General features: G+C 67.5%; 26 protein-coding genes. 11 read left to right on the top strand and 15 right to left on the bottom strand.

Annotation, left to right across the window (positions count from 1 at the left end):
• The first annotated feature begins 110 nt into the window (after window positions 1-110).
• From E3T33_RS11285 to E3T33_RS11275, 3 genes are all read left to right on the top strand, one after another.
• Window positions 111-731, top strand: a complete 621-nt coding sequence (locus tag E3T33_RS11285) for a hypothetical protein (protein WP_092322869.1) — start codon at window positions 111-113, stop codon at window positions 729-731.
• Window positions 732-866: 135 nt separating this feature from the next.
• A complete protein-coding gene (locus E3T33_RS11280) occupies window positions 867-1079 on the top strand; it encodes a hypothetical protein (RefSeq protein ID WP_134575324.1) in 213 nt (70 codons plus the stop codon).
• On the top strand, window positions 1076-1474 hold the full coding sequence (locus tag E3T33_RS11275; protein WP_134575323.1) for a hypothetical protein: 399 nt from the start codon (window positions 1076-1078) through the stop codon (window positions 1472-1474). The genes E3T33_RS11280 and E3T33_RS11275 overlap by 4 nt, the downstream gene beginning before the upstream one ends.
• Here the strand turns inward: E3T33_RS11275 and E3T33_RS11270 are convergent.
• Complete coding sequence (locus tag E3T33_RS11270) at window positions 1471-2400, bottom strand: DMT family transporter (protein WP_092322872.1); 930 nt, start codon at window positions 2398-2400, stop codon at window positions 1471-1473. The genes E3T33_RS11275 and E3T33_RS11270 overlap by 4 nt on opposite strands.
• A 232-nt stretch (window positions 2401-2632) precedes the next feature.
• Window positions 2633-3658: a LacI family DNA-binding transcriptional regulator gene (locus E3T33_RS11265; RefSeq protein ID WP_092322874.1), complete on the bottom strand. Its 1026-nt coding sequence runs from the start codon at window positions 3656-3658 to the stop codon at window positions 2633-2635.
• A 274-nt stretch (window positions 3659-3932) separates the two neighbouring features.
• Here E3T33_RS11265 and E3T33_RS11260 point away from each other — a divergent pair, with 274 nt between their 5' ends.
• The 6 genes from E3T33_RS11260 (at window position 3933) to E3T33_RS11235 (ending at window position 9172) form a co-directional block, all read left to right on the top strand.
• Window positions 3933-4970, top strand: a complete 1038-nt coding sequence (locus tag E3T33_RS11260) for an asparaginase (protein ID WP_092322875.1) — start codon at window positions 3933-3935, stop codon at window positions 4968-4970.
• A gap of 11 nt (window positions 4971-4981) precedes the next feature.
• The gene (locus E3T33_RS11255) at window positions 4982-5872 is read left to right on the top strand and encodes a polysaccharide deacetylase (protein ID WP_092322877.1); all 891 of its coding nucleotides are present in this window, start codon (window positions 4982-4984) and stop codon (window positions 5870-5872) included.
• Complete coding sequence (locus E3T33_RS11250; protein WP_092322879.1) at window positions 5869-7275, top strand: MFS transporter; 1407 nt, start codon at window positions 5869-5871, stop codon at window positions 7273-7275. The genes E3T33_RS11255 and E3T33_RS11250 overlap by 4 nt, the downstream gene beginning before the upstream one ends.
• A complete protein-coding gene (locus tag E3T33_RS11245; RefSeq protein ID WP_092322880.1) occupies window positions 7268-8032 on the top strand; it encodes an SDR family oxidoreductase in 765 nt (254 codons plus the stop codon). The genes E3T33_RS11250 and E3T33_RS11245 overlap by 8 nt, the downstream gene beginning before the upstream one ends.
• Before the next feature lie 15 nt (window positions 8033-8047).
• Window positions 8048-8770, top strand: coding sequence for an SDR family NAD(P)-dependent oxidoreductase (locus E3T33_RS11240; RefSeq protein WP_198414496.1), 723 nt, complete (start codon window positions 8048-8050; stop codon window positions 8768-8770).
• 75 nt (window positions 8771-8845) lie between these two features.
• A complete protein-coding gene (locus E3T33_RS11235; RefSeq protein WP_134575322.1) occupies window positions 8846-9172 on the top strand; it encodes a hypothetical protein in 327 nt (108 codons plus the stop codon).
• Window positions 9173-9256: 84 nt separating this feature from the next.
• Here the strand turns inward: E3T33_RS11235 and E3T33_RS11230 are convergent, their stop codons facing one another.
• From E3T33_RS11230 to E3T33_RS11220, 3 genes are read right to left on the bottom strand one after another with little or no spacing between them, the layout of a single operon-like run.
• On the bottom strand, window positions 9257-11857 hold the full coding sequence (locus E3T33_RS11230; protein WP_092322884.1) for a PQQ-binding-like beta-propeller repeat protein: 2601 nt from the start codon (window positions 11855-11857) through the stop codon (window positions 9257-9259).
• The gene (locus E3T33_RS11225; protein ID WP_166784473.1) at window positions 11854-12960 is read right to left on the bottom strand and encodes a HupE/UreJ family protein; all 1107 of its coding nucleotides are present in this window, start codon (window positions 12958-12960) and stop codon (window positions 11854-11856) included. Before E3T33_RS11225 ends, E3T33_RS11230 begins: the two co-directional genes overlap by 4 nt.
• A gap of 31 nt (window positions 12961-12991) precedes the next feature.
• Complete coding sequence (locus tag E3T33_RS11220; RefSeq protein ID WP_092322888.1) at window positions 12992-13888, bottom strand: phosphatidylinositol-specific phospholipase C/glycerophosphodiester phosphodiesterase family protein; 897 nt, start codon at window positions 13886-13888, stop codon at window positions 12992-12994.
• 190 nt (window positions 13889-14078) lie between these two features.
• On the opposite strand from E3T33_RS11220, the gene E3T33_RS11215 reads away from it, so the two are divergent.
• Window positions 14079-14864, top strand: coding sequence for a glucosamine-6-phosphate deaminase (locus tag E3T33_RS11215; protein WP_092322889.1), 786 nt, complete (start codon window positions 14079-14081; stop codon window positions 14862-14864).
• A gap of 192 nt (window positions 14865-15056) precedes the next feature.
• Here the strand turns inward: E3T33_RS11215 and E3T33_RS11210 are convergent, their stop codons facing one another.
• The 10 genes from E3T33_RS11210 to E3T33_RS11165 form a co-directional block, all read right to left on the bottom strand.
• On the bottom strand, window positions 15057-15860 hold the full coding sequence (locus E3T33_RS11210; protein WP_134575321.1) for a sulfite exporter TauE/SafE family protein: 804 nt from the start codon (window positions 15858-15860) through the stop codon (window positions 15057-15059).
• Window positions 15857-16810, bottom strand: coding sequence for a 3-hydroxyisobutyrate dehydrogenase (gene mmsB, locus E3T33_RS11205; protein ID WP_134575320.1), 954 nt, complete (start codon window positions 16808-16810; stop codon window positions 15857-15859). The genes E3T33_RS11210 and mmsB overlap by 4 nt, the downstream gene beginning before the upstream one ends.
• A 127-nt stretch (window positions 16811-16937) precedes the next feature.
• A complete protein-coding gene (locus tag E3T33_RS11200) occupies window positions 16938-17252 on the bottom strand; it encodes a hypothetical protein (protein ID WP_092322894.1) in 315 nt (104 codons plus the stop codon).
• Window positions 17253-17394: 142 nt separating this feature from the next.
• Entirely contained in the window at window positions 17395-18108 is a 714-nt protein-coding gene (locus E3T33_RS11195; RefSeq protein ID WP_134575319.1) for a copper homeostasis protein CutC, read from the bottom strand.
• 17 nt (window positions 18109-18125) lie between these two features.
• Window positions 18126-19277 carry an N-acetylglucosamine-6-phosphate deacetylase gene (nagA, locus tag E3T33_RS11190; RefSeq protein WP_092322897.1) on the bottom strand — a complete coding sequence of 384 codons (1152 nt, stop codon included), beginning with the start codon at window positions 19275-19277 and terminating at the stop codon, window positions 18126-18128.
• Window positions 19274-20059 carry a DeoR/GlpR family DNA-binding transcription regulator gene (locus E3T33_RS11185; RefSeq protein WP_092322898.1) on the bottom strand — a complete coding sequence of 262 codons (786 nt, stop codon included), beginning with the start codon at window positions 20057-20059 and terminating at the stop codon, window positions 19274-19276. Before E3T33_RS11185 ends, nagA begins: the two co-directional genes overlap by 4 nt.
• Window positions 20060-20075: 16 nt before the next feature.
• Entirely contained in the window at window positions 20076-20936 is an 861-nt protein-coding gene (locus tag E3T33_RS11180; protein WP_092322899.1) for a class II fructose-bisphosphate aldolase, read from the bottom strand.
• Entirely contained in the window at window positions 20933-21916 is a 984-nt protein-coding gene (locus tag E3T33_RS11175) for a 1-phosphofructokinase family hexose kinase (protein WP_134575318.1), read from the bottom strand. Before E3T33_RS11175 ends, E3T33_RS11180 begins: the two co-directional genes overlap by 4 nt.
• Window positions 21913-22902: an ROK family protein gene (locus E3T33_RS11170; RefSeq protein ID WP_241982919.1), complete on the bottom strand. Its 990-nt coding sequence runs from the start codon at window positions 22900-22902 to the stop codon at window positions 21913-21915. The genes E3T33_RS11175 and E3T33_RS11170 overlap by 4 nt, the downstream gene beginning before the upstream one ends.
• Window positions 22899-23789, bottom strand: coding sequence for an SIS domain-containing protein (locus E3T33_RS11165; RefSeq protein WP_092322902.1), 891 nt, complete (start codon window positions 23787-23789; stop codon window positions 22899-22901). Before E3T33_RS11165 ends, E3T33_RS11170 begins: the two co-directional genes overlap by 4 nt.
• A 251-nt stretch (window positions 23790-24040) precedes the next feature.
• On the opposite strand from E3T33_RS11165, the gene E3T33_RS11160 reads away from it, so the two are divergent.
• Entirely contained in the window at window positions 24041-25276 is a 1236-nt protein-coding gene (locus E3T33_RS11160; RefSeq protein ID WP_241982918.1) for an extracellular solute-binding protein, read from the top strand.
• The last annotated feature ends 10 nt before the right edge of the window (window positions 25277-25286 follow it).

Here is a 25286-nt window from a genome sequence, read left to right as displayed (position 1 = left end):
GCGCGCAGCGCTTCCTTATACCTGAGCACTTGTCATGTTCTGCTGTTGCGGAGTTGACTGAGCGGCATCGAACCACCCGCCACGCGTCCCTTCCCGAAAGGGGACTGCTGATGAGTACTTCGTCCCGCCCGCTTCGCCTGCCCGGCCGCCACCCGGTGCGCCGCCGCGCACTCGCGGCCATTGCGATGCTCGCCGTGCCGCTGGCCCTGGCGGCGGGCAACGTCGCCTTCGGGGCCAACCACGTCACGGCCGGGGCTGTGGCGGTGGCGGAAGCCCAATACCTGGGCGAGGTGGATGGCCCGGCGCCGCGCGCGACGCTGGCGGACGGCATCCGGGCCGAGGGGATCACCAGCCGATTCTCGGCAGGTCAGGCGCCGGCCGTGGCGGGGCAGCCTGCCGGCACGCCCCGGTTCACCACGTACGTCTGGACGGCGGGCTGGCAGGCCCAGATCGATGCCTGCAACGGCGCGGTCGACCTCACCGGGCGCTACGGCGTGCGCGTGATCGGCGAGCACTGGGGCTGCGGCGGGTCCCGCTTCCCGAGCTCGGGCCTGATCACGCTGTCGGGCGTGCTGTCCGGCACCTACCGGGTGGGCGGGGTCGCCGCGGTGCTCAACGCGAACACGCAGGGCACCGGCAACATCCCGCGGGGGTACGACCTGCTCTACCAGACCTGCATCAACGGGTCGAACAAGACGATGTCGTTCACGGTGCTCACGCGGGTGGGTTAGGGGTTGTCCCGAGCGTCACCGGCCGCAACGACGCGCCCTTGCTCGGAGCCGGCTGTCATTCGCTAATGGCCACGCGTCCGTGCTCTTGCAATATCGGTCTTGCGCTCCCTGCAAGCCCGGCCTAGAGTACCGTTTATGAAACGGCGGGAATTGCTGAAGGCAATCGCTGCCGCAGCCAGGGATGCAGATCTGAGCTGGACGCTCGCCAGACAGGGTGCCAATCACGAGGTGTACAGCCTGGACGGACTCATCATTCCCATACCGCGCCACACCGAGATAAACGAGCTAACCGCTGAAAGCATTTTCAAGGAGTGCGAACCAAAGCTTGGAAGGAGATGGTGGAAGTGACCACGTATCACGCCATGGCTTCACCCGTCGGGCGATTCTGGCATGTCGAAGTGCGCGAGATCTCTCGCGCCACGCAAGCAAGACACGCATCTGAAATCCCCACGATGGCTCGGGACCTGGTTGAAATCATGACCGGTGAGGCGAACGTCGATCTTGAAGTCGAGTATGTTCTGCCTTTAGAAATTGAGGCTCATCGACGAAGGGCAGCGGACCTGCGGCGTGACGAATTGCGACTGCGCCAGGACGCGGCGAGGGAATTGCGCGCAGCCGCGGCAGCGCTGAGGCATCAGGGCCTAACCCTGGCAGACGTTGGAACGGTTCTCGGGGTCTCACATCAGCGCGCAAGCCAGCTGCTCGCCGCTCACTCCCGGGAAGACGTGGAGCGCGCTCGCTAGGGTTTCTTCGCGCCAGGCAGGGGCGGGGAGACCTCAATCGGTGCATCCCGCGGCGCCGGCGCATCCGTGCGGGCCGGGCGCAGCGAACTCAGCGCGACGCCCGCGAAGACGATCAGTCCGCCGAGCAGCTGGGGCACGGTGAGCACCGCGCCCAGGGCGACGGCGATGACCACGGTGAAGACGGTGATCAGGTTGAGGTAGAGGCCGGCGCGGCCCGCCGGCATGCCGTGCGCCCCGATGTTCCACAGCAGGTAGGAGCCGATCGACGGGAAGACCACGATGTACACGAGCGCCCAGGCGATGGGCGCCTCGGCCGGCCAGGACACCCCGCCGGCCACCGCTACCGGCGCCATCAGCACCGCCACCATCCCGGCCTGAACGGCCGTCGCGGTGATCGGCGGCACCTTCAGGCCGCGGCCGAAGATCGTGTACAGGCTCCAGACCACGATCGCGCCGAGCATGAGCAGGTCGCCCAGGTTGAACCTCAGCGACAGGACGGATGCCAGCGCCCCGTCGGTGATCACCAGCAGCACCCCGAACAGGCTGACCAGCAGCCCGAGGATGCCGCGCCAGCCCATCCGCTCGTGCAGCAGCAGGGCGGCGAGCACGACCATCACCGCGGGGTTGGCCGCGTTGACCAGCGACGCCGACTGCGGCGTCGTGAACTGCAGCGCCCCGTAGAGCAGGAGGGTGTACCCGGTGAGCCCGAGCGCCGCGAGCAGCAGCAGCCGCGGCCAGTGCCGCAGCACGGCCCGCCAGTCGGGCTTCTCGATCAGCTGGGCGAGCACGAGGAGCGGCACGGAGGCGAGCGTCCAGCGCCACCAGTTGAGGTCGAGGGGCGAGATGGACTGCACGGCGACGGCGCCGACGACGTAATTGCCGGCCCAGAAGAGGGCGGCGAACACGAGGGCGAGGGAGTACTTCACTGGCCTCACGATACAAGGCCGGCGCATCCGTGCCTGGCCGCGGCCGTCGCCCGGCGCCGCGGGGCGGGGGTTTCCCGGTTGGACAGTCGCACCTTGGCCGGTCGACCGAGCGTGTTTGCCGGTTCCGGTCGACTTTGCCTGGTGCGCCGGGCAAACTCGACCGGAACCGGCAACCTCGGCGGCGGAGTCGGCGGCGCTCGCCCGTCTGGCCGGTCGTGTGCTCGAGTTCGCCTTATGCGCTGCTCTCACGCACGCAGAGCGTCGGCTCCAGCCGGATCGACTCAGCCTGCTCGCCATTGAGAACACGAAGAAGCAACTGCACCGCGGAGCGTCCGATCTCGAGCATGGGGGAGTGTACCGAAGACAAAGAGATCGGAAGTTGAGCCGCGAGAGAGGTGTCGTTGTATCCGACAAGGGCCATGTCCTGGCCAACCTGCAAACCCTGGGAGCGCACAGCGCCCATAGCGCCGATGGCAGCGAAGTCATTGACTGCGAACAACGCGGTGGGTCGACGCGCATCATTCTTAAGTATCTTCTCCGCCGCGATCCTGCCTCCGACTGTATCGAAGCCAGACCACACGACCGCGCTGTCCGGGATATCGCCGCCTAGCTCCCGCCAGCGGCGGACAAAACCCGCCACCCGGTCGACGGCGGTGCTTGCGTAGGGTTCCCCCGCGATCACGGAGACAGTGCGGTGCCCCGAACTCCACAGGTGGTCAGCGACGAGCTCGCCTCCCCGAACATCGTCGCAGGTGGCCGATGGATAACCGGGAACCCGCCGATTCATGAGAACAAACGGAACCCCCCGGTCGGACAGCTCCGCCAGGAGACTGCCGTCGAGATGGGCGTCCCCGAAGATCATGCCATCCACCCGCCGGGCCAACATGATCTCCGTCTTACGGCGCTGCAGTTCCTGGTCATCTCGGGAATTCATGACAAAAGTGGAGTAGTTGGCCTCGGCGGCCGCTTCTTCGATCCCCTCGTACATTATCGCCAGCACCAGGTCGGAGAGCCTGGGGACGATCACTCCCAGAAGGTGTGTGCGTCGGGTTCGCAGGCTCGTCGCTTGCGGGTCCGGCGAATAGCCCATCTCGCGGGCCAGTGCTCGCACGCGCTCGGCCGTCCCCGGAGAGGCTGCGCTCCGCGCGACGTCCGTGCCCGAGTGCAATATGCGGGACACCGTCGAGGAGTGCAGGCCGAGCTCGCTGGCCAGATCCTTCAACGTGACGGCGCGTTCGGGCGGTCTGTTGTCGTTCATCTGGACCCCTTCATCTCGCGCGTGCTCGCATGCGATCGACACCAATGTTCAGCAGCTGCTTGACGTGCCCCTTCAACAGATTCTATAGTTTCCTCTACCGCAACCCAATCGATTGGGTGACATCGGCCACAAGGCCTGCGGAACCCGTTCTTGCAGACACCCGTGTCGTCCACCCGCAGTTCTCCAGATATCCGCGGACTGGCCTGGCGCGATTACCCAATCGATTGCGTTGCCTCACATCGGAGTGAACATGAAAGACCCAGGAGGCGCCCACGTGGTGCTACTGGCAACGGGCGGCACGATATCTTCTCGAGTGCAGCCGGCGTTCGGTGGCGCGACAGTCGCGATTGATCGCGGCGAGCAGATTCTGGGGAGCCTGCGCTCGCAGCCTCCCTATCCGGTGCGGGTCGTCGATCTCTTCCATGAGGGTTCCTACCTTCTGACCTTCGGTGACATGGCCGACATTTGCGCGAAGATCGCAGACGCTCTCTCCGATCCCCTGGTCATGGGTGTCGTCGTCACCCACGGCACCGACACCATGGAGGAAACCGCATTCCTCGCGGACCTCACCCATGATGATCCGCGCCCGGTCGTATTCACGGGGGCGCAAAGGCCCGCCGATTCGGCCGAACCGGACGGGCCAGGCAACCTTTCCAGAGCGATCGCCCTCGCCGGCTCGGCCGCAGCGCGCGAACGCGGGGTGCTCCTCTGCTTTGCCGGCGAGATCTTCCCAGCCAGAGGTGTCCGGAAGGCTCAGACCTTTGATCTCCACGCGTTCACGAATCCTGACTTCGGGCAGGCCGGATTCATTTCGGCGGCGGGCGACATACAGATGGACGACGTGCTGCCCAGGCTGGACCCGTTGCCTTTGCCGTCCGCCGGCGACGGAGACGACCCGCGCGTTGATCTCGTGGCGGCCTATCCTGGCGCGGATTCCCTGCTGTTGCTGGCGTCCTGCGGCGCTGGCGCGTCGGGCGTGGTGTTGCAGGCGACGGGCAGTGGTAACGCCAACCGGGTGATGTGCCAGGCCATTGCAGATGCCACTGCCGCCGGCGTTGTGATCGTGACGAGCACCCGCGTGCAGGCCGGCCCCGTTCTGCCGGTGTACGGCCACGGTGGGGGCAAGGATCTAGCCACCGCCGGCGCCATCCCGTCAGGGCTGCTCAAGCCATCCCAAGCCCTGGTTCTGCTCGGCCTCCTGCTCCGGCTGGGGATGGATCGCGAACAGATCGCCCAAACGTTCGCCCGGCACGGAGCGCATCCCCAGCCCGGTTCGAAATCCCCACGTACCCAGTCAATACACCAATACTGAAAGGCTGATTCATGAAAAAGGACATACAGGTCGCCTTCGGCGTCGACGTCGATGCCGTCGCCGGAATGCTCGGCTCTTACGGCGGAGAAGACTCGCCCTGTGACATCTCACGCGGACTCTTCAGCGGCGAGGTGGGCGGGCCCAGGCTCCTTCGTCTCTTCGAGAAGTATGAGTTGCCCTCAACCTGGTTTGTCCCCGGGCATTCCATCGAGACCTTCCCTGACCTCACGCGGATGATCGTCGATGCGGGCCATGAGATCGGGGTCCACGGCTACTCCCACGAAAACCCCATCGCCATGTCCCGGGAGCAGGAGACTGCCATCCTGGACCGATCCATCGAGCTGATTGAAAAGGTATCGGGGCGTCGCCCGACCGGCTACGTCGCCCCCTGGTGGGAGTTCTCGCCTGTCACGAACGAGATTTTGCTCGAGCGCGGCATCAAGTACGACCACTCACTCATGCACCGTGATTTCGAGCCGTACTACGTCCGTGTCGGAGACAGCTGGAAGAAGATCGATTACAGCAAGGCGGCGGAAACCTGGATGGAACCGCTGGTTCGCGGCCGCGAAACCGACCTCGTGGAGATTCCAGCCAACTGGTACCTGGATGACCTTCCGCCCATGATGTTCATCAAGGCCGCCCCGAACTCGCACGGCTTCGTCAATCCCCGCGACATTGAACAGATGTGGCGTGACCAGTTCGACTGGGTCTACCGCGAAATGGACCAGGCGGTGTTCACCATGACCATCCACCCGGATGTCTCCGGCCGCCCGCAGGTGCTCCTCATGCTCGAGCGACTCATCGAGCACATCAACTCGCACGACGGCGTGAACTGGCTCACCTTCGACCAGATCGCCGACTCCTTTATCAGCCGCGCACCACGAAAGGGAATCAACTCATGAGCACACAGTCCTCGGCCGTCGATCTGACGGCACCGAAGCTGAACGAGAAGCGCAGGTTCCCCGCCTTCTCGAAGAGGGACACCAACATTGCCACCACCCTGGCTTTGCTGGCTTGGACAATCGCCGTCTTCGACTACGGGCTCTTCGGCACGCTGCTGCCGGCCATGCAGGAATCCTTCGGCTGGACAGCGACGGAATCCTATGCCATCAACACGTGGATCGCTGTTGGCACGGCAATCGTAGCCTTCGGAATCGGACCGGTGATCGACCGTCTGGGCCGCCGGAAGGGCATGATGGTCACGGTCGGGGGCACGGCGATCGTCTCGGGACTGACCGCAATCATTCCCACAGGGATCGCGTTCCTCAGCAGCGGACTCGTCGTACTGATCCGCTCCTTCGGAGGACTGGGATTCTCGGAACAGGCCGTCAACGCGACCTACATGAACGAGGTCTACCAGGTCACAGAGGACGCGAAGAAGCGCAAGCGCCCCGGCTTCTACTACTCCTTCATCCAGGGAGGCTGGCCGCTGGGCTTCCTGCTGGCCAGCGCCCTGGCCCTTGCGTTCCTGCCCACGCTGGGCTGGCGAGCACTGTACCTGATGGCAACAGTCCCCGCAGTGATCATCGTTTGGGTCATTGCAAAGAAGCTCAAGGAGACGCCACAGTTTGAACTCCACCACGAACTCACCCGGCTGGAGAAGCACGGGCGCTCAGACGATGCACACGCACTGGCTCGTTCCTACGGCGTTGAGCACTCGTCGGTGGCTCCGCTGAAGCGCATCTGGGAACCTCACCTGCGCCGGAACACGATTGTCTTCTCTCTCGCCTGGATATTCAACTTCTTCGGGATCATGATCTTCAGCATTCTTGGCAGTTCCGTCCTCAAGAACGCCAAGGGTGTGGAGCTGTCCGATGCCTTCTGGATGTTGATCGTCATCAACCTCCTGGCCTACTTCGGATACATCTTCCACGGCTGGCTCGGCGACAAGATCGGGCGCAAGAGGACCATCATCGGAGGCTGGATTTTGTCCGGAATTTCCTTCGCCATCATGCTTAGCCCCCTGGCAGTCAGCCCGGCAATGATCATCCTCACCTACGGCGCCGGTCTGTTCTTCCTCGTCGGCCCCTACGCTGCCATCCAGTACTTCATGGCGGAGTGCTACCCGGTCAGTTGCCGCGCAACCGGAACAACGTTCATCGGCGCCATGAGCCAGCCCGGCATCATCATCGGCGGGGCACTGTTCACCGCCGTCGCCGCCGGAGCAGACACCGGCACCGCGGCCCTCTGGGTGGGCGCGTTGGGAACCCTCTTCTCGGGCTTGCTGATGATCGCGGCCAAGCCACCGGTCGAAGCGCTCCTGGAAAGCCCGCCCGAGGCACTTCCTCAGGTCGCGAATGCCTGAAGCCAAAGTAGCGATCATCACGGGGGCGGCCAGCGGCATCGGCCGCTCCCTAGCGATCCACTATGCGCGGCAGGGCGTAACCACTATCATCGGTACTTTCCCTGCAGATCCCCACGACCCGGAGGAGACCCTGCGCCTCGTCATCGAAGCAGGTGGCCGGGCCGTAATCCACGAGGTGGATGTTCGCAGGACGGAATCGGTGGAAGCGTTCGCCCAAAGGGCGGTGGCGGAATTCGGGCGACTCGATTATGTAGTCGCGAACGCCGGCATCCTCCGCAACTCCGCCCTCGAGGAGCTCTCCGACGATCGATGGAATGAGATGCTCGACGTCGACCTCACGGGAGTGCTGCGGACCCTACGCGCCGGGGCCGGAAGAATGCCGGACGGCGGGGCGATGGTCGCCGTCTCTTCGATTGCCGGCGCAGTCTACGGGTGGGAGGGACATGCCCATTACGCCGCAGCGAAAGCAGGGGTACTCGGACTCGTTCGCAGTTTGGCCGTGGAACTCGGCCCGCGCCAGATCCGCGTCAACGCCATCGTTCCCGGACTCATCAAGACGCCCCAATCGCTTGACCCGGTCAACTCGCTCGGCCCCGACGGCCTCCAGCAAGCAGGGAACGACATCCCCTGGGGTCGCGTCGGGGAACCGGAGGAGGTTGCCAGCGTCATCGCATTCCTCACCTCGAACGATGCCCGATACGTGACCGGGCAGTCGCTCACCGTCGACGGCGGACTGACCGTCAAAATGCGTGCCTGAGAACAGGAGGACCTGATGAGCATGCAAAGCGAACCTCACGCCGGGCACGGGCGGGCCGTGGTCGTCACCGGCGGCAGCAGCGGAATCGGCCTGGCAATCGTTGAAGCCTTCAGGGCGAACGGTGACCGGGTGGCCGTCCTGGACCGGGTCGGCGGAGGCGACGTCATCCGGGTAGACGTCTCGGACGAAGACAGCGTACGCCGCGCCTTCGACCTCGCCAGGGAGCGCCTCGGACCAATCCAGATCCTCGTCAACAGCGCCGGGTTGCTTACGGAGTCACCGTTGGAGGAAATGACCCTCGCAATGTGGAGCGAAACGATAGCGGTCGACCTGACCGGTGTCTTCCTCTGCTGCCGGGAGGTGGTGGGGGAGATGCGCAGCCAGAAGTGGGGCCGCATCATCAACATTGCCTCCCAGCTGGCGATAAAAGGGGGGAAGGGGCTCAGCCACTACAGCGCGGCGAAAGCCGGCGTGGTGGGACTGACCAAGGCACTCGCCCTGGAGCTTGCCCCTGACAATGTGCTGGTCAACAGCATCGCACCCGGCCCGATCGAGACCCCGCTGGTCGAAGGCATCTCGGAGAGCTGGAAGGCTGCTAAACGCGCCGAACTGCCCCTGGGGCGATTCGGTGTTCCGGCGGAAGTGGCCCCCACCGCACTGCTGCTTGCCAGCGAACCCGGCGGGAATCTGTACGTGGGCCAGACGCTCGGACCCAACTCCGGCGACGTGATGCCATAAGAAGGGGAACATCATATGTGCGGTGCGTGCGGCAGGAGGACTGTCCAGGACCCAATCCTCGGCAACGTGCGAACGATGCGCCAGCAGATCATCGTGGCCCAGGTCATCAATGCCGTGTGCCGACATGTTCCCGGTGTCCCCCGGGTCACCGCCCTAGTTGACAACTGGCTCATGGCCGGCCCCACTGGTGCGACGAAGCTCTGCGACACGGTCGAGGAACTGTGGACGGCCATCATCGACGGCAGCGTGGACCCAAACGTCCCCGCCCTCTCTGAGGCGCTGAAAGCCTATTCAGCAGACCCCCTCAACACTGGACTGGCGGCACAGGTCACCGAACTGGGGCTGACGCTGGCCGAGGGACACGCGCATCGTCACCGCGCTGGGCATCCGCCCCCGCCATGACCAACGGGGAGGGCGGCCGCATGGTGGCCATCCCTCCCCGTTGCGGTTGCAGGGGCTCGGGTTACTCGTTCACGCGCCGGTTGATCACTTGCCCGGTACCGACCGCTTCGCCGCCTCACCATCGGGGGTGTAGGCGTAGAGGTTGCCGTCGAAGGCGCCGACGACGACGGTGTTGCCGCTGACCGCCGGGCCCGCGGACACCCAGGTGCCGATCTCGTGCTCCCACAATGACCGGCCCGTGTTCGAATCGAGGGCGTAGAAGCTGCCGTTGTTCGAGCCGACGAACAGCGTGTCACCACTGAGGGCAGGCGAGCTGTGGATGCCGGCGCGGTACTGTGCGCCGGGCAGAAGGCGATCCCAGAGCACCGAACCGGTGGCGGCATCCAGGGCGGTGACTGCGCCGCTCGGGAAGCCCATGTAAATCACGTCGCCGGCAATGGTCGGGGCGGCCGGGGTGGCGCCGCCGTTCACCAGCAACGGATGCGGGCTCTTGTAGGTCCACAGCGTCGCGCCGGTGACACCGTCGCGGGCGATGATGCCGTTGTTGGAGCCGATGTAGACGCGCCCGTTTGCGGCGGACGGCACACCGTCCTGCCAGCCGCCGAGCTGGGCGCCCCCGGTCCAGAGCTTCGCGCCGGTGGTCAGGTCGTAGGCGATCACGCGGTCTGCGGTCTGGTTGCCCACGTAGACGCGGCCGTCGGCCACGGCGGGAGTGCCGTCACTCATGGTGGCGCCGCTCATTGCGGATGCCCAGATCCGCTCGCCGGTCTTCACGTCCAGGGCGATGAGCAGGCCCAGGTTGGCCTCGCCGTGCCGCGACTGATACGGGTACAGAACCTTGCCCTCGGCCACGGTGACGCCGTAGTAGCCGTAGGTGCGCTGGTTGTAGCCCTCCGGTGCCGGCTCGGGGTCGTGCTGCCACTTCAGCTTTCCGGTGGCGGCGTCCACGGCGAACAGGGTGCCCCGCAACGTCGGAACGAACACGAGGCCGTCCGACACGGCGATGCTGCCGTGCACCGAGGACGGAACCGGGTAGCTCCACAGCTTCTTGCCGGTGGCCTGGTCGACGGCGTGCACGGCACTGTTGCTGTCGCCGTTCTCATCCCGCGTACCGGCGTAGACAATGCCCCCGACAATCACCGGAGATCCGGTGAGGAACGTCCCCTCGGTGCGGTAGGACCACGCCAGGCGTTGCCCGGCCTCGATCTTGTCGGTCGCGACGCCGGTGTGGCCCTGGTCACCGTGGTGCTGGGACCAGTTCGCGCCCGCCTTGGGCAGAATCGCGCTTTCCTTCGTCAGGGTGAATTTCGACGACGTGCTCCAGGATGCCCCGGCAGCGTCGACCGCGCGCACCTCGACGGTGTGTGCGCCGGCGCGAACGTCATCCGGCAGGGCCGAATGCCAGGTGAATTCGCCGCTTGACTTGAGCGGACGCCAATTGCCCTCGTCGACCTTGAATTGCACCTTGGTCGGCGCGTCCGAGGTGTCGTAGGCATTCACCTGGATTCCGGGGAAGCCGTCCAGCGGAACGGACGAACCTGCGGCCGGGCTGGTGATGGTGAGGTCCTGCTGGGCCCCGTACATCCGGAAGGGATTCTTGAAGGTCTCATCCGTCATTTCCACGTATCGAAAACCGCGCGGGGAATTGTCAATCGTGTACGAACTGGAGCTGGTCTGAACGTGCTTGGCCGAGCCGGCGAATGCACTGTTCGGCTCGACGTCGTTGGAGTGTTCGTGGCCGACCAGGATGAGTTCGGCGCCGTACTGCTCGAGGATCGCGCCGTACTGGTCATACATTGAGTTCGACCCGAAGGGCACGTTCATCGGCTGATGGGTCAGCACAACCAGGCGCTTGTCCCCGACGTTCTGGGCAAGATCCTGCTTGGCCCACTCCAGCTGTTCCTCGAAGGGTGCCGCGCCGTTGTTTTCCAGAACGAGGAAATGCCGGTCCCCGTAGTCGAAGGAATACCACTCCGGCCCGACATTGGTGCGGTAGTTGTTGATGCGCGCGGCGTAGCCGACGCCGGCTGCATATTCATGGTTGCCGACCGCAGGCCAGACCGGAACGGGGGAGAGGGCCGTGGCCGCCTTGTAGAAGTCGAACTCGGCCTTGGTGGCGTTGTTGGTCAAATCCCCGCTGACCTGGATGAAGGCCAGATCCTCCTTGGTGGAGTTGATCTCCTTCACCTGATCGGTGAGCTGGGCGTTCACATGGGGGTCTGCGACGTTTCCGAAGGTGAAATTGCTGCCCGCGGATTTGGGATCCTTGGTCAGCCCGAAGTCGACGCTCTTTGCTTCGCCCGTGGCGAGTTCACCCAGATCGCGGTAAAAACGCGGGGTCTTGAACTTGTCCGTGCCGACCGAATACCCGGCGGGCTGGGTGATGAAGACGAGGTCGGTCGTGCGCCGCTGGATGGGGGTGTCCAGACTGTAGCGACCATCGGCATCCGTCACGACGATCGTGGCGCCATCCGACACGGTGACCCCGGGGAGCACCTTTTCCCGGGCGTCGAACACGTCGTTTCCGTTGCCGTCTTCGAAGACGGTTCCCGAAATCACGGCGCTGGGTGGGTCGATCGTCTGCGAGACGGCCGAGCTCAGCGGCGCGGCGACCACGAGCCCGCCCAGGATCGCGGTGACCGCGTAAAGCCAACGGCGGAGCCGTTTGGGTGCCAGGTGTTTCATGCGAGGAAGAACCTTTCTAGGAACCAGATGAGTCCGAAGACTGCGACCACGATGGTCGCCCCCCGCACGACCGGCGCCGAGAAACGGCTCCGACGCACGAGGAGGAGTAGGGGGAAGATCACGAGCAGCAGCAGAACCTGGGCCGCTTCGATTCCAATGTTGAAACTGAGCAGCGAGGCCACCAGGTTCCAGCTGACGTCGTCGGTGATTTTCAGGGAACCGGCAAATCCCAGCCCGTGCAGCAGGCCGAACAGAAACACCACCAGGTGTCTGCGGCGCGGGGCGCCCAACAGATTCTCGATGGCCACGAATGTGATCGACAGCGCAATCAGGGGCTCCACGATGGATGCCCCCACCTGCACCCAGCCGAGGAGCGCGGTGATCAGGCTCACGCTGTGGGCCAGGGTGAACATCGACACGACGCCCACGAGGTTGCGCAGGCTCGTCGCGCCGAGCATCACCGCGACGACGAAGAGCACGTGGTCCAGGCCGAACAAGAGGTGCTCGACGCCCATCAGCGCGAATCTGGAACTCGAGACGATGACTGAGTTCTCACCCATGAGAAGTTCATTGTGGCCGCCGTCCATCACGGTGCGGCCGCTGTCCGCACCGATCTGGTACTCGACGATGTTTGTGTGCTCGTCGGAGATCGCGTCCACGTCGGAGAAGACGTCGTACGTCAATTGGTACTGACCCGACTCGCCCGGGCAGGTGTAGGTCAGGTCCATCTGCACGTACGGATTCTCGTCACGGGTCGTCGTGGAGACTCCATCGAGGTGAGGCTCGCACGCTGCGCCATCCAGATAAATGACGACCCGTTCGGACAGGTATGCCGAAAGGTTAGCCTTTCCGGCCTCGAGCGCCGCCAGGCGAGAGGCGTCGTCGACTGCGCCCCGGGCATCCGGCCCCAGGTCGACCGCTTTGGCCAGGATCTCGTATTCGAGGCTCAGCTCGTAGGAGATTTCACGGCCGTCGCCATGAATTGTCGAGTAGCCGGCAGTGTCACGCACGTGAGCGGACGCCGGCAACGTTCCCGCGAGCAGGAACAGGAAAACCAGCCCCAGGAGAATGGAAGATCGGGACGCAAGTAGGGCGCGATTCATGGCGGGAGCGGGCGGGTGGAGGGCGATGTCGCTAGCTGCGGCTCCCAAGGAACTCCTCCAGCGCGGCCAGGTCATCGGTATTTATGTGGTCTACGCCGGCCTCGTGCAGCTCGGTCCAGATGGCTTCGCGGGCTTCCCCCGGCACATCGAGGGTCGCCCAGAAGCGCACGCGGTAGCCCTGGGCGTGCGCCACCCGCACGTATTCGCGCAACCTGGCCTTCTCGCTCTCCGGCATCACCCCGACACCCCGCCAGGCGAAAAGCTTGTTCCAGTTGTCACTGACCAGCGGCATGAGATCGGCCGGTATGCCGGACGCCAGATCGCCGGAGCGTCCGTCGTAGAAGGCAAACCGCGAGTCACGGTTCCGCATGGTTTCCAGGGGCCGGTTGCCGCTGACCACGGCGATAACCGGTCCGGTTTTAGTCTTGCCGTTGGAGTACCGGGTCATGATGGACGGGTGCTCTGCCAGCTCTTCCTCGATCGCAGCGTAGGTGCTCTCGCCGTCGCTCTTGATGTCGATCAGCAGTTGGAAGGTGCCATCCCAGCCGGGGTAGACGCTGTGATCCTGCCCGCGGATGAGACTGTCAAGCGGATCTAGGTAGAGGCTTTCGAGAGTGACCCCCGGCTGGACATTCGCGAGGTCGTGAGCGACGAGAAGCTCGCCATTGACGAGCCAGACATCGGCTTCGACACTGGTGAATCCGTGTTCGAGGGCGTCGAATAGCGGCCGGTCATGCTCATAGTCATTGTGAGCGTGGGCGGCACCCTGCGGTTCGCCGAGGACGACGTTGGCCTGTGATGGTGCGGCCGCCTGTGCCGAGGCGGCGGGCTGCGAGGGTGCGGCCGCACCGGTGACGGCGGCGAGGGCAACGAGCGCCGAAGCGGCAGTCCCGCCGAGAACGCCCCGTCGGGAAGTAGTTGACCGCATGACATGCTCCTTGCGTGTTCGAGTTGGTTCGGTTCAGTCCGAATGCGCAACGGCCTTAGGTCTATCGGCGCCGGCTGAACTGGTGGCGCTGGTCTGGCAAACGCAGCATGAACGGACCCGTTGATGCTTGAAAGTGATCCAAACTAGTATTCTGGGGTCATAAGTAATCAAGATCGAAGGCGGATGTCCGATGGCCGAAGTCATTGTTGTTGAGAACGCGGATGCCGCCGGTGAGCTCATCGCCGCCTCGATCCGCGCGCTGATCGAGGCCCGGCCCGACGCGGTCCTCGGCCTGGCCACCGGGTCGACGCCGCTGCCGATCTACCGCTCGCTGGCCCGCTCGTTCGCCGATCGCCCGCTCGACGTTTCACAGGTGCGCGGCTTCTCCCTGGACGAATACGTCGGCCTGCCGGCGGGGCATCCGGAAAGCTACCGCTCGGTCATCACCCGCGACGTCGTCACCCCGCTCGGGCTCACGCCGGGCAACATCCACGTGCCCAGCGGCGACCCGGCCGGTCTGCCCGCCGCCGGCGCCGACTACGAGCGGGCCATCGTGCGGGCCGGGGGAGTGGACCTGCAGATCCTCGGGATCGGCCGCACCGGGCACCTGGGCTTCAACGAGCCCGGCTCGTCGTTCGAATCGCTCACCCGGGTGAAGACCCTGACCCCGCAGACCCGGGCCGACAACGCCCGCTTCTTCGCCTCTGCCGACGACGTGCCGGTGCACTGCATCACCCAGGGGCTCGGCACGATCCGGCGTGCCCGCCACCTCGTGCTGCTGGCCGTCGGCGAGGGCAAGGCCGCGGCGATCGCCGCGGCGGTCGAGGGGCCGGTCACGGCCAGCCAGCCCGGCTCGGCCATCCAGCTGCACCCGCACGTCACGGTCGTCGTCGACGAGGCGGCGGCGAGCATGCTCGCGAACCTCGACTACTACCGCTACGCCTGGGCGAACAAGCCGGCCTGGCAGGGCATCTAGCCCCGCCTCCTCCGGCCGCCGCGACCCGGCATCCGTTTCGCCCTCTTTCACCCCACCCGTCCTCCGCCGAACTGTGAGTTTGGCACCTTCGTTGGGCGTGGGAAGGTGCCAAAGTCACAGTTCGGCGAGCGGGTCTGGGGCGCGAGTCGGGGCGCCTGGGAGATCGGTCAGGCCGGGCCGGGTCAGGCCGGGTCAGGTCACGAAGAGGACTACGGCGGCGACGACGGCGACGGCCACGAGGATGGTGCGGAGCACGGGCGCGGACAGGCGGCGGCCGATGTGCGAGCCCAGCCAGCCGCCCGTGGCGGCGCCGATGCCGATCAGGATCGCGATCTGCCAGTCGACGGTGCCGCTGGTGATGAAGATGATCGCCGAGACGAGGTTCGCGACCCCGGCCAGCACGTTCTTGGCGCCGTTGGCGCGGTGCATGTCGGTGGACCAGAGGATGCCGAGCAGCGCGAGCAGCACCACGCCCTGCGCCGCGCCGAAGTAGCCGCCGTACACGCCCGTGGCGAGCACCCCGAGCACGAGCCCGAGGGTGAGCGGCCGGGTATCCGTTTTGGTCAGTACCGAGGATTCGGTCGGCACCGAGCCGGCGGGAGCGGCCGGTGCCTTGCGCCGCACCCACCGGGCCACGCGCGGCTGGATGGCCGAGAGCACCGCGGCCAGAAGCAGCAGGAACGGCACGACGGCGGAGAAGACGTCCCCGGGGAGCACGAGCAGCAGCAGCCCGCCGCTGATGCCGCCGATGGCGGAGAACAGCGCCATCCAGGCGACCGGGCGCCACTGGGAGGCCAGCTCGCGACGGTAACCGTAGGCGCCGGCGACCGACCCGGGGATCAGGCCGACGGTGTTCGACACGTTCGCGGTGATCGGCGGAACACCCAGCGCCAGCAGCACCGGGAAGGTGATCAGCGTGCCGGCGCCGGCCACCACGTTGATGATGCCCGCGGCGACCCCGGCGACCAGGATGATCGCGCTTTCGAGCAGGGTCATGCGTGAGGCGCCGGTGTCGGGGCAGGGTCCGTGGCAGCGGCCGGCGACGCGGCAGTCGCGCCGAGGGTCCCGTCGACCAGTTTCACGATCGCGGAGCAGTCCCGGGCTCCCTCGCCCGCGTCGATCAGCCGCTGCATCAGCTGCTGCACGTGCTCGCCGATCTCCAGCGGGGTGTTGGTGGCGTTCGCCGCGGCGACGGCCAGGTTGATGTCCTTGTTGGCCAGCTCGGCCGTGAACGTGGGCGCGAAGTCGCGGTTGGCCGCCGATGACGGCACCACCCCGGCGACGGGATACCAGGTGCGCAGCGCCCAGCTGTCCCCGGACGACACCGACGCGATGTCCCAGAACACCTGCTTGTCGAGCCCAAGGCGATCGGCGAGCACGGCGCCCTCTGCGGCCCCGGCGAGGTTGATGAACAGCATCAGGTTGTTGCAGATCTTGGCGGCCTGGCCGGTCGTCGCGGCCCCGGTCGGGATGATGTTGGCCGACATCGGCTCGATGAACACGCTCGCAGCGGCCACGGATGCGGGATCGCCGCCGATCATGAACGTGAGCGTTCCGGCCTCCGCGCCGCTGATCCCGCCCGACACCGGGGCGTCCACGAACCGGAACCCGGCCTCGGCGGCCGCATCGTGCAGCTTCCGGGCGGAGTCCATGTCGATGGTGGAGGAGTCCACGAGCAGGGTGCCCGGCGCGGCCGATTCGAGCACGCCGCCCTCGCCCAGGTACACGGCGAGAGCGTGCTCGCCTCTGGGGAGCATGGTGAACACCACGTCGGCGCCGGCGACGGCATCCGCGATGCTCGTGGCCGGGGTGAGCCCGGATGCCGCGGCGGCAGTGAGCGCGGCGGGGCTGAGGTCGAACCCACGCACGGCGTGCCCGGCCTTCACGAGGTTTGCGGTCATCGGGCCGCCCATGTTGCCGAGGCCGATCCATCCGATTGTTGCCATGACGCAAGCTCCTTCGCTCGGGCCGTGACACCCAGTCGTTCCCACCGGTCGTTCTGCAGATCGTTTGCGCCCCGGTGAGGGCGCCACGTTGTCCAGCCTAGGTGCGCGGGCGCGCCCAGGGGTCTCGTCAGCGGGACGAGACAGTGGTGAACGATGCGATCGCCGCATCCAAACGGTCGAAGAGGTAGTGCCGGCGCGGCGCCTCGATATTCATGACCTCGAAACTCAAACCGCGCTGCCGGATGTAGCCGAGCACCTTTTTGGGTGACCGCTCGTCTCGGCGCCGGTCGCCCACGCGCCACTCGTGGTCGGACAGATGACGCACCTCGAGGTGTTCTGCCGCGCATGGCTCATGATCGTGATTCGACACTGAATCTCCTTCTGGTTGATCGGTGTGGTGCACCCGGCCGCTGTCCTGGTCGACCCGGTCCCTGCCGAACATGGCTTCAACGGTACTGCTCCCGGCTGCGCGAATGCTGCAGGGAGGGGGCCGTTGCCGGTGAATCGCAGGCGCGTGGGAGTGCGCGCCCGGCGCGTCGTGGGCGCCGGATCGATGTGGGCGGCGGATCGCTGCGCGCGCCGGGTCAGGGCCGGGTGGCGCCCAGCTCGGCTATGACGGCGCGTACCAGGGCGGCGTCGGTGACCAGCCCGCCGTCACCGCGCGGTCCGGGGACCTGGGCGCGCAGGTGCACCTCCGTGACCCCGGTGTCCGCGACGAGCCGGGCGACATTCGCCACGCGCACCGAGCCGCCGGCCAGGATGACCGGACCCCCGGGCTCCCTCGCCATCAGCTCGCGCAGCACCGGGGCCCCCTCCGCGGCCGTGGCCGCGCCCCCGGAGGTGAGAATGCGCACCACGCCGAGCCCGGCGAGCGCGTCGTGCGCGGCGAACAGGTCCCGGGCCGCGTCGAAGGCCTTCTGGCAGGTCGCCGGCACCCCCTCCGCCGCGGCGATCAGCTCCCGCATCGCCGGGATGTCGATGTCGCCGGCCGCGGTCAGCACGCCGAAGACCAGCCCGACCGGAGCGGGCGCCTGGGCGGCGAGGTCCCGCACGGCGCGAACATCCGCGAGCATCACCGACAGTTCGCTCGCCGAGTGCACGAAGTCGCCGCCCCGCGGTCGAATCATCACCTGCACGCCGAGGGTCGTCACCGACTCGAGCACCCGGGCGATGAGGCCGAAACTGGGCGTTGTCCCGCCCTCGGCGAGGTTCGCGCAGAGTTCCACCCGGTCGGCGCCGGCGCTTTCGGCCGCGAGGGTGCCGGCCAGGTCGTCCACGCAGATTTCGACGAGCGTCATCGTCTCGGCACGCCCGATCAGTGCAGCCGGCGGCCGGCCGCGAACACGGCGTCGACCTCGAAGCCGTCGCCCAGCAGCACGGCGTCGGCCGCGTAGCCGGGGGCGAGCCGCCCGAGGTCGTGCGCGCGCCCGATCGCCCGGGCCGGGGTCTCGGTCAGGGCGGTCACCGCGTCCTCCAGGGTGACACCCACCTCGGTCACGGCCCGTCGCAGCGCCGCATCGAGGGTGAGCGTGGACCCCGCGATCGAGCCGCCCCGGTCGGCCCGGGCGACGCCGTCGGTGACGGTCACGGCGAGCGTGCCGAGCCGGTACCGGCCGTCGGACGACCCCGCCGCGGCCATGGCGTCGGTGATCAGCGCGATCCGCCCGGGCGCGGCGGCGAAGGCGAGCCGCACGACCTCGGGATGCACGTGCACCCCGTCGTTGATCACCTCGAGGGTCACCTGCGGCGATCGGGTCGCCGCTGCGACCGGGCCGGGAGCCCGGTGGTGGATGCCGCGCATTCCGTTGAAGGCATGGGTCAGGATCGACGCGCCGCTGTCGAACGCGGCCATCGCCTCCCTGTAGTCCGCGGCGCTGTGCCCGACCGCAACGGCGATCCCGGCGCCGACAAGGGTGCGGATCGCGGCGGTCGCGCCGGGCAGTTCGGGGGCGAGCGTGACCTGGCGGATGTGCCCGCGCCCGGCCTCGAGCAGCCGGTCGATCGACTGCGGGTCCGGCGCGCGCAGCAGGGCGGGATCGTGCGCGCCCCGGAAGGCGTCGTCGAGGAACGGCCCCTCGAGGTGAGCGCCGAGAACGAGCGGATTCCGTTCGGTCTCGTCGGCGATCACGGCGAGCCTCGACTCGAGGTCGGCCTGGCTCGCCGTCACGAGCGACAAAACGATCCGGGTGGTGCCATGACGGTGGTGCAGGCCGAGCGCGGTCTCAATCGCCTCCTCGCCATCCTCGAACGACGCCCCGCCCCCGCCGTGGCAGTGGATGTCGATGAAGCCGGGGGTGAGCAGGCGGCCGCGGGCATCCGTGGTCGATGCCGGGTCGATGCCGAGCGCGCGCCAGGCGGTGCCGGTGCCGACGGCGGCGACGGTGTCGCCCTCGAAGGAGACCCAGGCGTCGGCGGTGGTGCTGCCGCCGGAGACGAGACGGGCCGAATGGATGATGTGGGCGCTCACGCGACGATCACCTCGAGGCCGCGGTCGGTGAACGCGGCGACCTGCTCGGGCGTGATGCCGGCGTCGGTGATCAGCGTGCTGAAGATCCCGAGGTCGCCCAGCGTGGCGAAAACCGTGCGGCCGATCTTGCTGGAGTCGGCGACGATGACGGCCCGGGTGGCCCGGCGCGCCATCAGCGAGTTGACCGCGGCCTCCCGCTCGTCGTGAACGGTCGCCCCGACGGCCGGATCGATGCCGTTGACGCCGATGAAGGCGATGTCCATGGTGACCTGCTGCAGCACGACGTCGGAGTACGGCCCGACCAGCTCGTAGGAGCGGGAGTGCACCACGCCGCCGGTGACGACCGTCTTCACCTGCGGGCGCATGGCCATTTGGGCGGCGATGTTCAGGGCGTTTGTGACGATCGTGAGGTTGGCGTTCGGGGAGGCCTCCATGATATCGGCGCGGGCGCCGAGCACACTCGCGATCGCCGTGCTCGTCGTGCCCCCGCACAGGCCGACGACGTCGCCGGGGGAGACGAGCGCGCTGGCGGCCAGGGCGATCTGCTGCTTCTCGGGCGCGTGCTGCTCCTTCTTGTACCGGAGGGGGAGGTCATAGGCGACGGTCTGCCCGATCGCGCCGCCCCTGGTGCGGGTGAGCAGCTGCTGGGCGGCCAGCGTGTCGAGGTCGCGGCGGGCCGTTGCGGCCGAGACGTCGAGCTGGGTGATGATGTCGTCGACCTCGAGCTGGCCGGATTCGGCGAGCAGGGCCAGCACGGCGTTGAGTCGCTCGGCGCGGTTCATGGGTTCCTGTTCTTCCTCATGGCTTCTGTAAATCTATCGCCGGTGAGAGCGAGAACAGCCGCAGCATCCTTGCCGCCTCGCCGGTGAGGGCCGCTCGACCGGCCGCGACGTACTTCCGCGAGTCGACAACGGTCGGATTGGCGCCCAGGTAGTCGCGGATTGCGGCGGTGAAGAAGCCGTTGAGGTGGGTCGACACGTTGATCTTCGTCATGCCGGCCGAGATCGCGCCGACGATCTGCTCGTCGGAGACACCGGATGACCCGTGCAGCACGAGCGGCACGGCAACGGCGGCATGCAGCCGGGCGATGAGTTCGAGGTCCAGCGCGGCCACGCGGCTGGTCATCGCGTGGGACGACCCGACGGCCACGGCGAGGGCGTCGACATTGGTGGCCCGCACGAAGGCGACGGCCTCGTGGGGATCGGTGCGCACCCCGGGCGCGTGGGCGCCGCCCTTGCCGCCGATCGTGCCCAGCTCGGCTTCCACGTACACGCCGCGCGCGTGGGCGTAGGCGACCACGCGGGCCGTGCTGGCCACATTCTCGTCGTAGTCCAGGTGCGCCCCGTCGTACATGACCGAACCGAAGCCGAGGTCCACGGCCAGGCAGGCGAGCGCTTCGTCCTCGGCGTGATCGAGGTGCACGGCCACGGGCACCGCCGCGGCGCGCGCGATCGCCAGGGTGGCCTCCGCAATCGGCCTCAGCCCGCCGTGGTAGCTCGCGCAGTTCTGCGAGATCTGCAGGATGACGGGGAGAGCTGCCTGTTCGGCCGCGGCCACGAGCGCCTCGGCCGTCTCCAGGTGGATGACGTTGAAGGCGCCGATCCCGGTGCCGCCGGTCGCGGCGGAGCGCATCAGCTCTCGGGTGGGGGTGAGGGTCATCGGGGTCCTTCGATCGGGATATCGCCGGCTGGGAGTTCGGCGATCTGGAAGTCGGCTGGGAGTTCGTCGACCTGGATTTCATCGGCCAGCGCGGCGTGGTCGGGGGAGATTTCGCCGGCCAGGGGCATGAGCACGGCCGCGGCCGACCACGCGGTGGCCCGGCGGATGATCTGGGCCGGGTCGGTGAGTCCGGTGGCCAGGCAGAACGCGATGGCCGCAACGGCCGCGTCGCCGGCCCCGGTCGGGTTGCCCGGCAGCACGCGGGGCAGCCGCGCTCGCCAGAGCCGGCCGGGTTCGGCGGCCGTGAGCAGGAGCATGCCCTCTTCGCCGAGCGAGACGAGGACCATCCCGGCGCCGTGCTCGAGCAGCATCCGCGCGCCGCGCACCGGGTCGGGCTCGCCGGTGGCCTCGGCCAGTTCCTGCCGGTTCGGCTTGAGCGCGGTCGCCCCGGCCCGGGCCGAGGCGAGGAGCGCGGGGCCGGACGTGTCGATCACGCTTGGCAGGCTGCGGGCGCTCGCCAGGGCCACGAGGTTCGGCAAGAAGTCGACGTCGGCGCCCGGGGGGAGGCTGCCGGAGCAGACCAGGCAGGTGGCGCCCGGAAGCGCCGCCGCGGTGGCGTCGGCCAGGGCCAGCCATTCGGCCGGGGTGTGGTTCTCGCCGTACTCGTTGAGGATCGTGGTGCGGCCCTGTCCCTCGTCGACGAGGGCGACCGAGCGGCGGGTGGGCGCGAGCACGGGGACGAGCCGGTGCGGGAGCCCGGAGGCCCGGAGCTCCGCGGCGAACTCCTCGCCGGAGGCGGCCCCGGCCGGGGAGACGGCCAACACGGGGTGGCCCTGCTGGTGCAGCACCCGGGCGACGTTCAGGCCCTTCCCGCCGGCGCGCACGGCGGCCGCCGGCACGCGATGCGTTTCGCCGGGGGTGAGCGTGGAGAGGCGGTAGGTGAGGTCGAGGGCCGGATTGGGCGTGACCGTGACGATCATGACGCCTGCCCCGAGCGGTCGGCCGCGGCCCGGGCGCGCAGGGCGGCGCCGATGAGTCCGGCGTTCTCGCCGATCAGGGCCGGCAACACCAGGGGCCGGCGGTGGAAGCTGAGCAGCGCGTCGACCCGTTCGCGGAGGGGGACGAACAGGGCGTCGCCGGCCTCGGCGAGCCCGCCGCCGATGACGACGGCCTCCGGGGCCAGGATCGCGGTGACCTGGGCGATGCCGAGCGCGAGCGCGTCGATGGCCTCGTTCCAGATCCTGCGGGCGGCGGGATCGCCGGTCGAGGCCAGCGCCAGCACCTCCCGGGCTCCGACCGGCTCCTGGCCGGTCGCCTCGGCGTAGCGCCGGCTGATGGCGCCGGCCGAGCCAACGGTTTCGAGGCATCCGCGTGCCCCGCAGGCACACCGTGCGCCCCGGGGGTCGACGATCGAGTGCCCGAGCTCGCCGGCGTAACCGCCGGCGACGTGGGCCCGGCCGTTGACGACGAGGGACGCGGCGATGCCCGTGCCGACGATGATCACGACGACCGTGCCGAACCCGCGGGCGGCGCCGAGCTGGAATTCGGCTTCGCCGGCGGCGCGCACGTCGTGGGAGAACGACGCGGGCAGGTGCAGCCGATCCTCCAGCAGCCGCCGGAACGGCACGTCGTTCCAGTCCAGGTTCACGGACTCTCGCACGATTCCCTGGTCGTCGTCGACGACGCCCGGCGCGATCAGGCCGATGCCGGCCGGCCGCACGTGCGGAAAGGTGTGCGCGAACTCGGCCAGGAGCTCCTCGACACGCTCGAGCACGGCTTCGGCGGTCTCGGCGCCGCGGTGCGGCGTGGGCGTGCGGCGCAGACCGAGCATCCGCCCGGACGAGTCGAACAGCGCGGCCTTCATGTCCGTGCCGCCCACGTCGAACGCGGCGACGGCCGTTCCGGGGCCGAGCGGCTGCGGCCGGTCAGCCTGCTGCGGCCGGTCAGGAGAGGGGATCAGAGTCACGAGTCGAGAATGACAGATCGGGTCAGGTTGCGGGGGAGGTCGGGGTTGAGTCCCCTGGCCCGGGCGAGGAGCAGGGCGAGCCTGTGCACCCGCACGAGTTCGGCCATCGGATCGAGCGCGCTGGACACATAACGCGCGCCGGTCTGCGCCACATCCCGCACGAGGCCGGTGGGCGGCGTCCCCAGCATCCAGACCACACGACCCGGGGCCGCGATGCTGATTGGACCATGGCGGTATTCCATCGCCGGGTAGGACTCGGTCCAGGACTGGGTCGCTTCCCGCATCTTCAGGGCGGCCTCGTGCGCCAGGCCGACGCTCCAGCCGCGACCGAGGAACGTGTACTGCTCCGCGTTGACCAGGGCGTCGTCCAGGTCGTCGGCGATGGCCAGTTCCGCGTCGGCGATGGCGCCGCTGAGGTCTTCGCCCAGGGAGGACCGCATCAGCGCCAGGGCGGTCGTGGCGAAACGCGTCTGCACGACCGACTGCTCGTCGGCGAACGGCAGCGCGATGACCTCGTCCACCTCGTCGACGAGCGGCGAGGAGGTGTCGCCGACGATGCCGATGATGGGCGCCGCGCCGCGGTGGGCGCGCACCAGCTCGAGCACTTCCGTGGTCGTTCCGGACCGGGTCAGGGCGATGATGGCGTCGTAGTCCCGGTTGACGAAGGCCTCGGATGCCGCGAACGCGTCGGTCACGCCCTGGCCGCCGGACTCCCGCAGGGCCGCGTAGGACTGGGCCATGAACCAGGAGGTGCCGCAGCCCACGACGGCGACCCGGAGGCCCGGTGCGGGCAGCAACGCCTGCTCGCGCGTCATCCCGGCTGCACGCGCCCAGGTCTCGGGCTGTGAGGCCAGTTCGACGGCCATGTGTTCGGCGGTCGCGGTCATCGGGACTCCTCGAAGGTTGCGGAACAATCTGATTTGTGATTGGTAATGACTACAAACCTCCACTAATAATCACTAAAAGTCTATTCTTGATTATTAACGACGTGTAACGATCACAAAACATGGATTGATTTGCCCGGCCGAAACCGACAGGCTGTGGCTACTTCTGAATGATAATGATTCATCAGTTGAATAAACGCTCACTATCAATCACAAACGGTTAGGAACTCACCACGATGAAGAAGTCTCTGCGTATGGGAGGAATCGTCGCCACTGCGGCGCTGGCGGCAGTGTCGCTCGCGGGCTGTGGCTTCGGCGGCGGCACGGCATCCGATGGAGCCGACGGAAAAGCCACCACCCTGAACCTGCTGGTCCCCAGCTACTCCGACAACACCCAGGGCCTGTGGGAAACCGTCATCAAGGACTTCGAAGCGGCCAACAAGGACATCACGGTCGAGCTCGAGGTGCAGTCCTGGGACAACCTCAACGACGTCGTCACCACGAAGGTGCAGGGCAACAAGGCCCCCGACATCATGAACGGCGGCCCCTTCGCCGGATTCGCGGCCGATGAGCTGCTCTACCCGATCGAAGACGTCGTCTCGGCCGACACCCTCGGCGACTTCCAGGACTCGTTCGTCGAGAGCGCATCGGTGGACGGCGTGCAGTACGGAGCACCGCTGCTCGCGTCGGCGCGCGCCCTGTTCGTCAACGAAGACCTGCTGGCCCAGGCCGGCGTCACGAAGGTTCCCGCGACGTGGGACGAGCTGCTCGCCGCGGCAACGAAGGTGTCCAAGATCGGCGGAGGGGTGGCCGGCTACGGACTCCCGCTCGGCTCTGAAGAGGCCCAGGCCGAGAGCGCAATCTGGTTCTACGGCGCAGGCGGCGGCTTCGGTGACGCGACGGAGATCACGGTCGACACCCCGGAGAACCTCAAGGGCGCAGAGTTCATCCAGAAGATGGTCGAAGCCGGCGCAACCCAGCCGGATGCCGGCGCGACCGACCGCAGCCCGCTGATGGACGTCTTCGTGCAGGGCAAGATCGGCATGATCATCGGCCTCCCGCCCACCGTGGGCCAGATCGCCGACGGAAACCCGGAGATGAAGTACTCGGTCAACCCGATCCCGACGATGGACGGCAAGCCGTTCACCCTCGGTGTGGCTGACCACCTGATGGCCTTCCAGAATGACGGCAAGAAGCAGGCCGCCATCACGAAGTTCCTCGACTTCTTCTACTCGGCAGACCAGTATGTTCCCTGGGTCACGGCCGAGAAGTTCCTCCCCACCACGAAGTCGGGCTCGTCCGCCATGGACAGCAACGAGGATCTCCTTCCGTTCCTCGAGATGCTGCCGGACGCGCAGTTCTACCCGAGCACCAACCCGAAGTGGGACGCGACGAACGCGGCCTTCAAGAGCTTGGTCGGCCAGCTCGCCCAGGGTAAGGACGCCCAGGCGGTGCTGTCGGAGATCCAGGCCAAGGCCGACGCCGGCTAGCCAGTCCCGC

The organism is Cryobacterium sp. TMT1-2-1 (genome assembly GCF_004403955.1).
Taxonomy (GTDB): Bacteria; Actinomycetota; Actinomycetes; order Actinomycetales; family Microbacteriaceae; genus Cryobacterium; species Cryobacterium psychrotolerans.
This window is presented reverse-complemented; position numbering and strand designations above follow the sequence as displayed.

Coding starts and splice junctions, on each gene's coding strand:
- E3T33_RS11285 (WP_092322869.1), top strand. CDS start 111: ATGAGTACTTCGTCCCGCCCGCTTCGCCTGCCCGGCCGCCACCCGGTG.
- E3T33_RS11280 (WP_134575324.1), top strand. CDS start 867: ATGAAACGGCGGGAATTGCTGAAGGCAATCGCTGCCGCAGCCAGGGAT.
- E3T33_RS11265 (WP_092322874.1), bottom strand. CDS start 3,658: ATGAACGACAACAGACCGCCCGAACGCGCCGTCACGTTGAAGGATCTG.
- E3T33_RS11255 (WP_092322877.1), top strand. CDS start 4,982: ATGAAAAAGGACATACAGGTCGCCTTCGGCGTCGACGTCGATGCCGTC.
- E3T33_RS11250 (WP_092322879.1), top strand. CDS start 5,869: ATGAGCACACAGTCCTCGGCCGTCGATCTGACGGCACCGAAGCTGAAC.
- E3T33_RS11245 (WP_092322880.1), top strand. CDS start 7,268: ATGCCTGAAGCCAAAGTAGCGATCATCACGGGGGCGGCCAGCGGCATC.
- E3T33_RS11240 (WP_198414496.1), top strand. CDS start 8,048: ATGAGCATGCAAAGCGAACCTCACGCCGGGCACGGGCGGGCCGTGGTC.
- E3T33_RS11235 (WP_134575322.1), top strand. CDS start 8,846: ATGCGCCAGCAGATCATCGTGGCCCAGGTCATCAATGCCGTGTGCCGA.
- E3T33_RS11230 (WP_092322884.1), bottom strand. CDS start 11,857: ATGAAACACCTGGCACCCAAACGGCTCCGCCGTTGGCTTTACGCGGTC.
- E3T33_RS11225 (WP_166784473.1), bottom strand. CDS start 12,960: ATGAATCGCGCCCTACTTGCGTCCCGATCTTCCATTCTCCTGGGGCTG.
- E3T33_RS11220 (WP_092322888.1), bottom strand. CDS start 13,888: ATGCGGTCAACTACTTCCCGACGGGGCGTTCTCGGCGGGACTGCCGCT.
- E3T33_RS11215 (WP_092322889.1), top strand. CDS start 14,079: ATGGCCGAAGTCATTGTTGTTGAGAACGCGGATGCCGCCGGTGAGCTC.
- E3T33_RS11210 (WP_134575321.1), bottom strand. CDS start 15,860: ATGACCCTGCTCGAAAGCGCGATCATCCTGGTCGCCGGGGTCGCCGCG.
- mmsB (WP_134575320.1), bottom strand. CDS start 16,810: ATGGCAACAATCGGATGGATCGGCCTCGGCAACATGGGCGGCCCGATG.
- E3T33_RS11200 (WP_092322894.1), bottom strand. CDS start 17,252: ATGTTCGGCAGGGACCGGGTCGACCAGGACAGCGGCCGGGTGCACCAC.
- E3T33_RS11195 (WP_134575319.1), bottom strand. CDS start 18,108: ATGACGCTCGTCGAAATCTGCGTGGACGACCTGGCCGGCACCCTCGCG.
- E3T33_RS11185 (WP_092322898.1), bottom strand. CDS start 20,059: ATGAACCGCGCCGAGCGACTCAACGCCGTGCTGGCCCTGCTCGCCGAA.
- E3T33_RS11180 (WP_092322899.1), bottom strand. CDS start 20,936: ATGACCCTCACCCCCACCCGAGAGCTGATGCGCTCCGCCGCGACCGGC.
- E3T33_RS11175 (WP_134575318.1), bottom strand. CDS start 21,916: ATGATCGTCACGGTCACGCCCAATCCGGCCCTCGACCTCACCTACCGC.
- E3T33_RS11165 (WP_092322902.1), bottom strand. CDS start 23,789: ATGACCGCGACCGCCGAACACATGGCCGTCGAACTGGCCTCACAGCCC.
- E3T33_RS11160 (WP_241982918.1), top strand. CDS start 24,041: ATGGGAGGAATCGTCGCCACTGCGGCGCTGGCGGCAGTGTCGCTCGCG.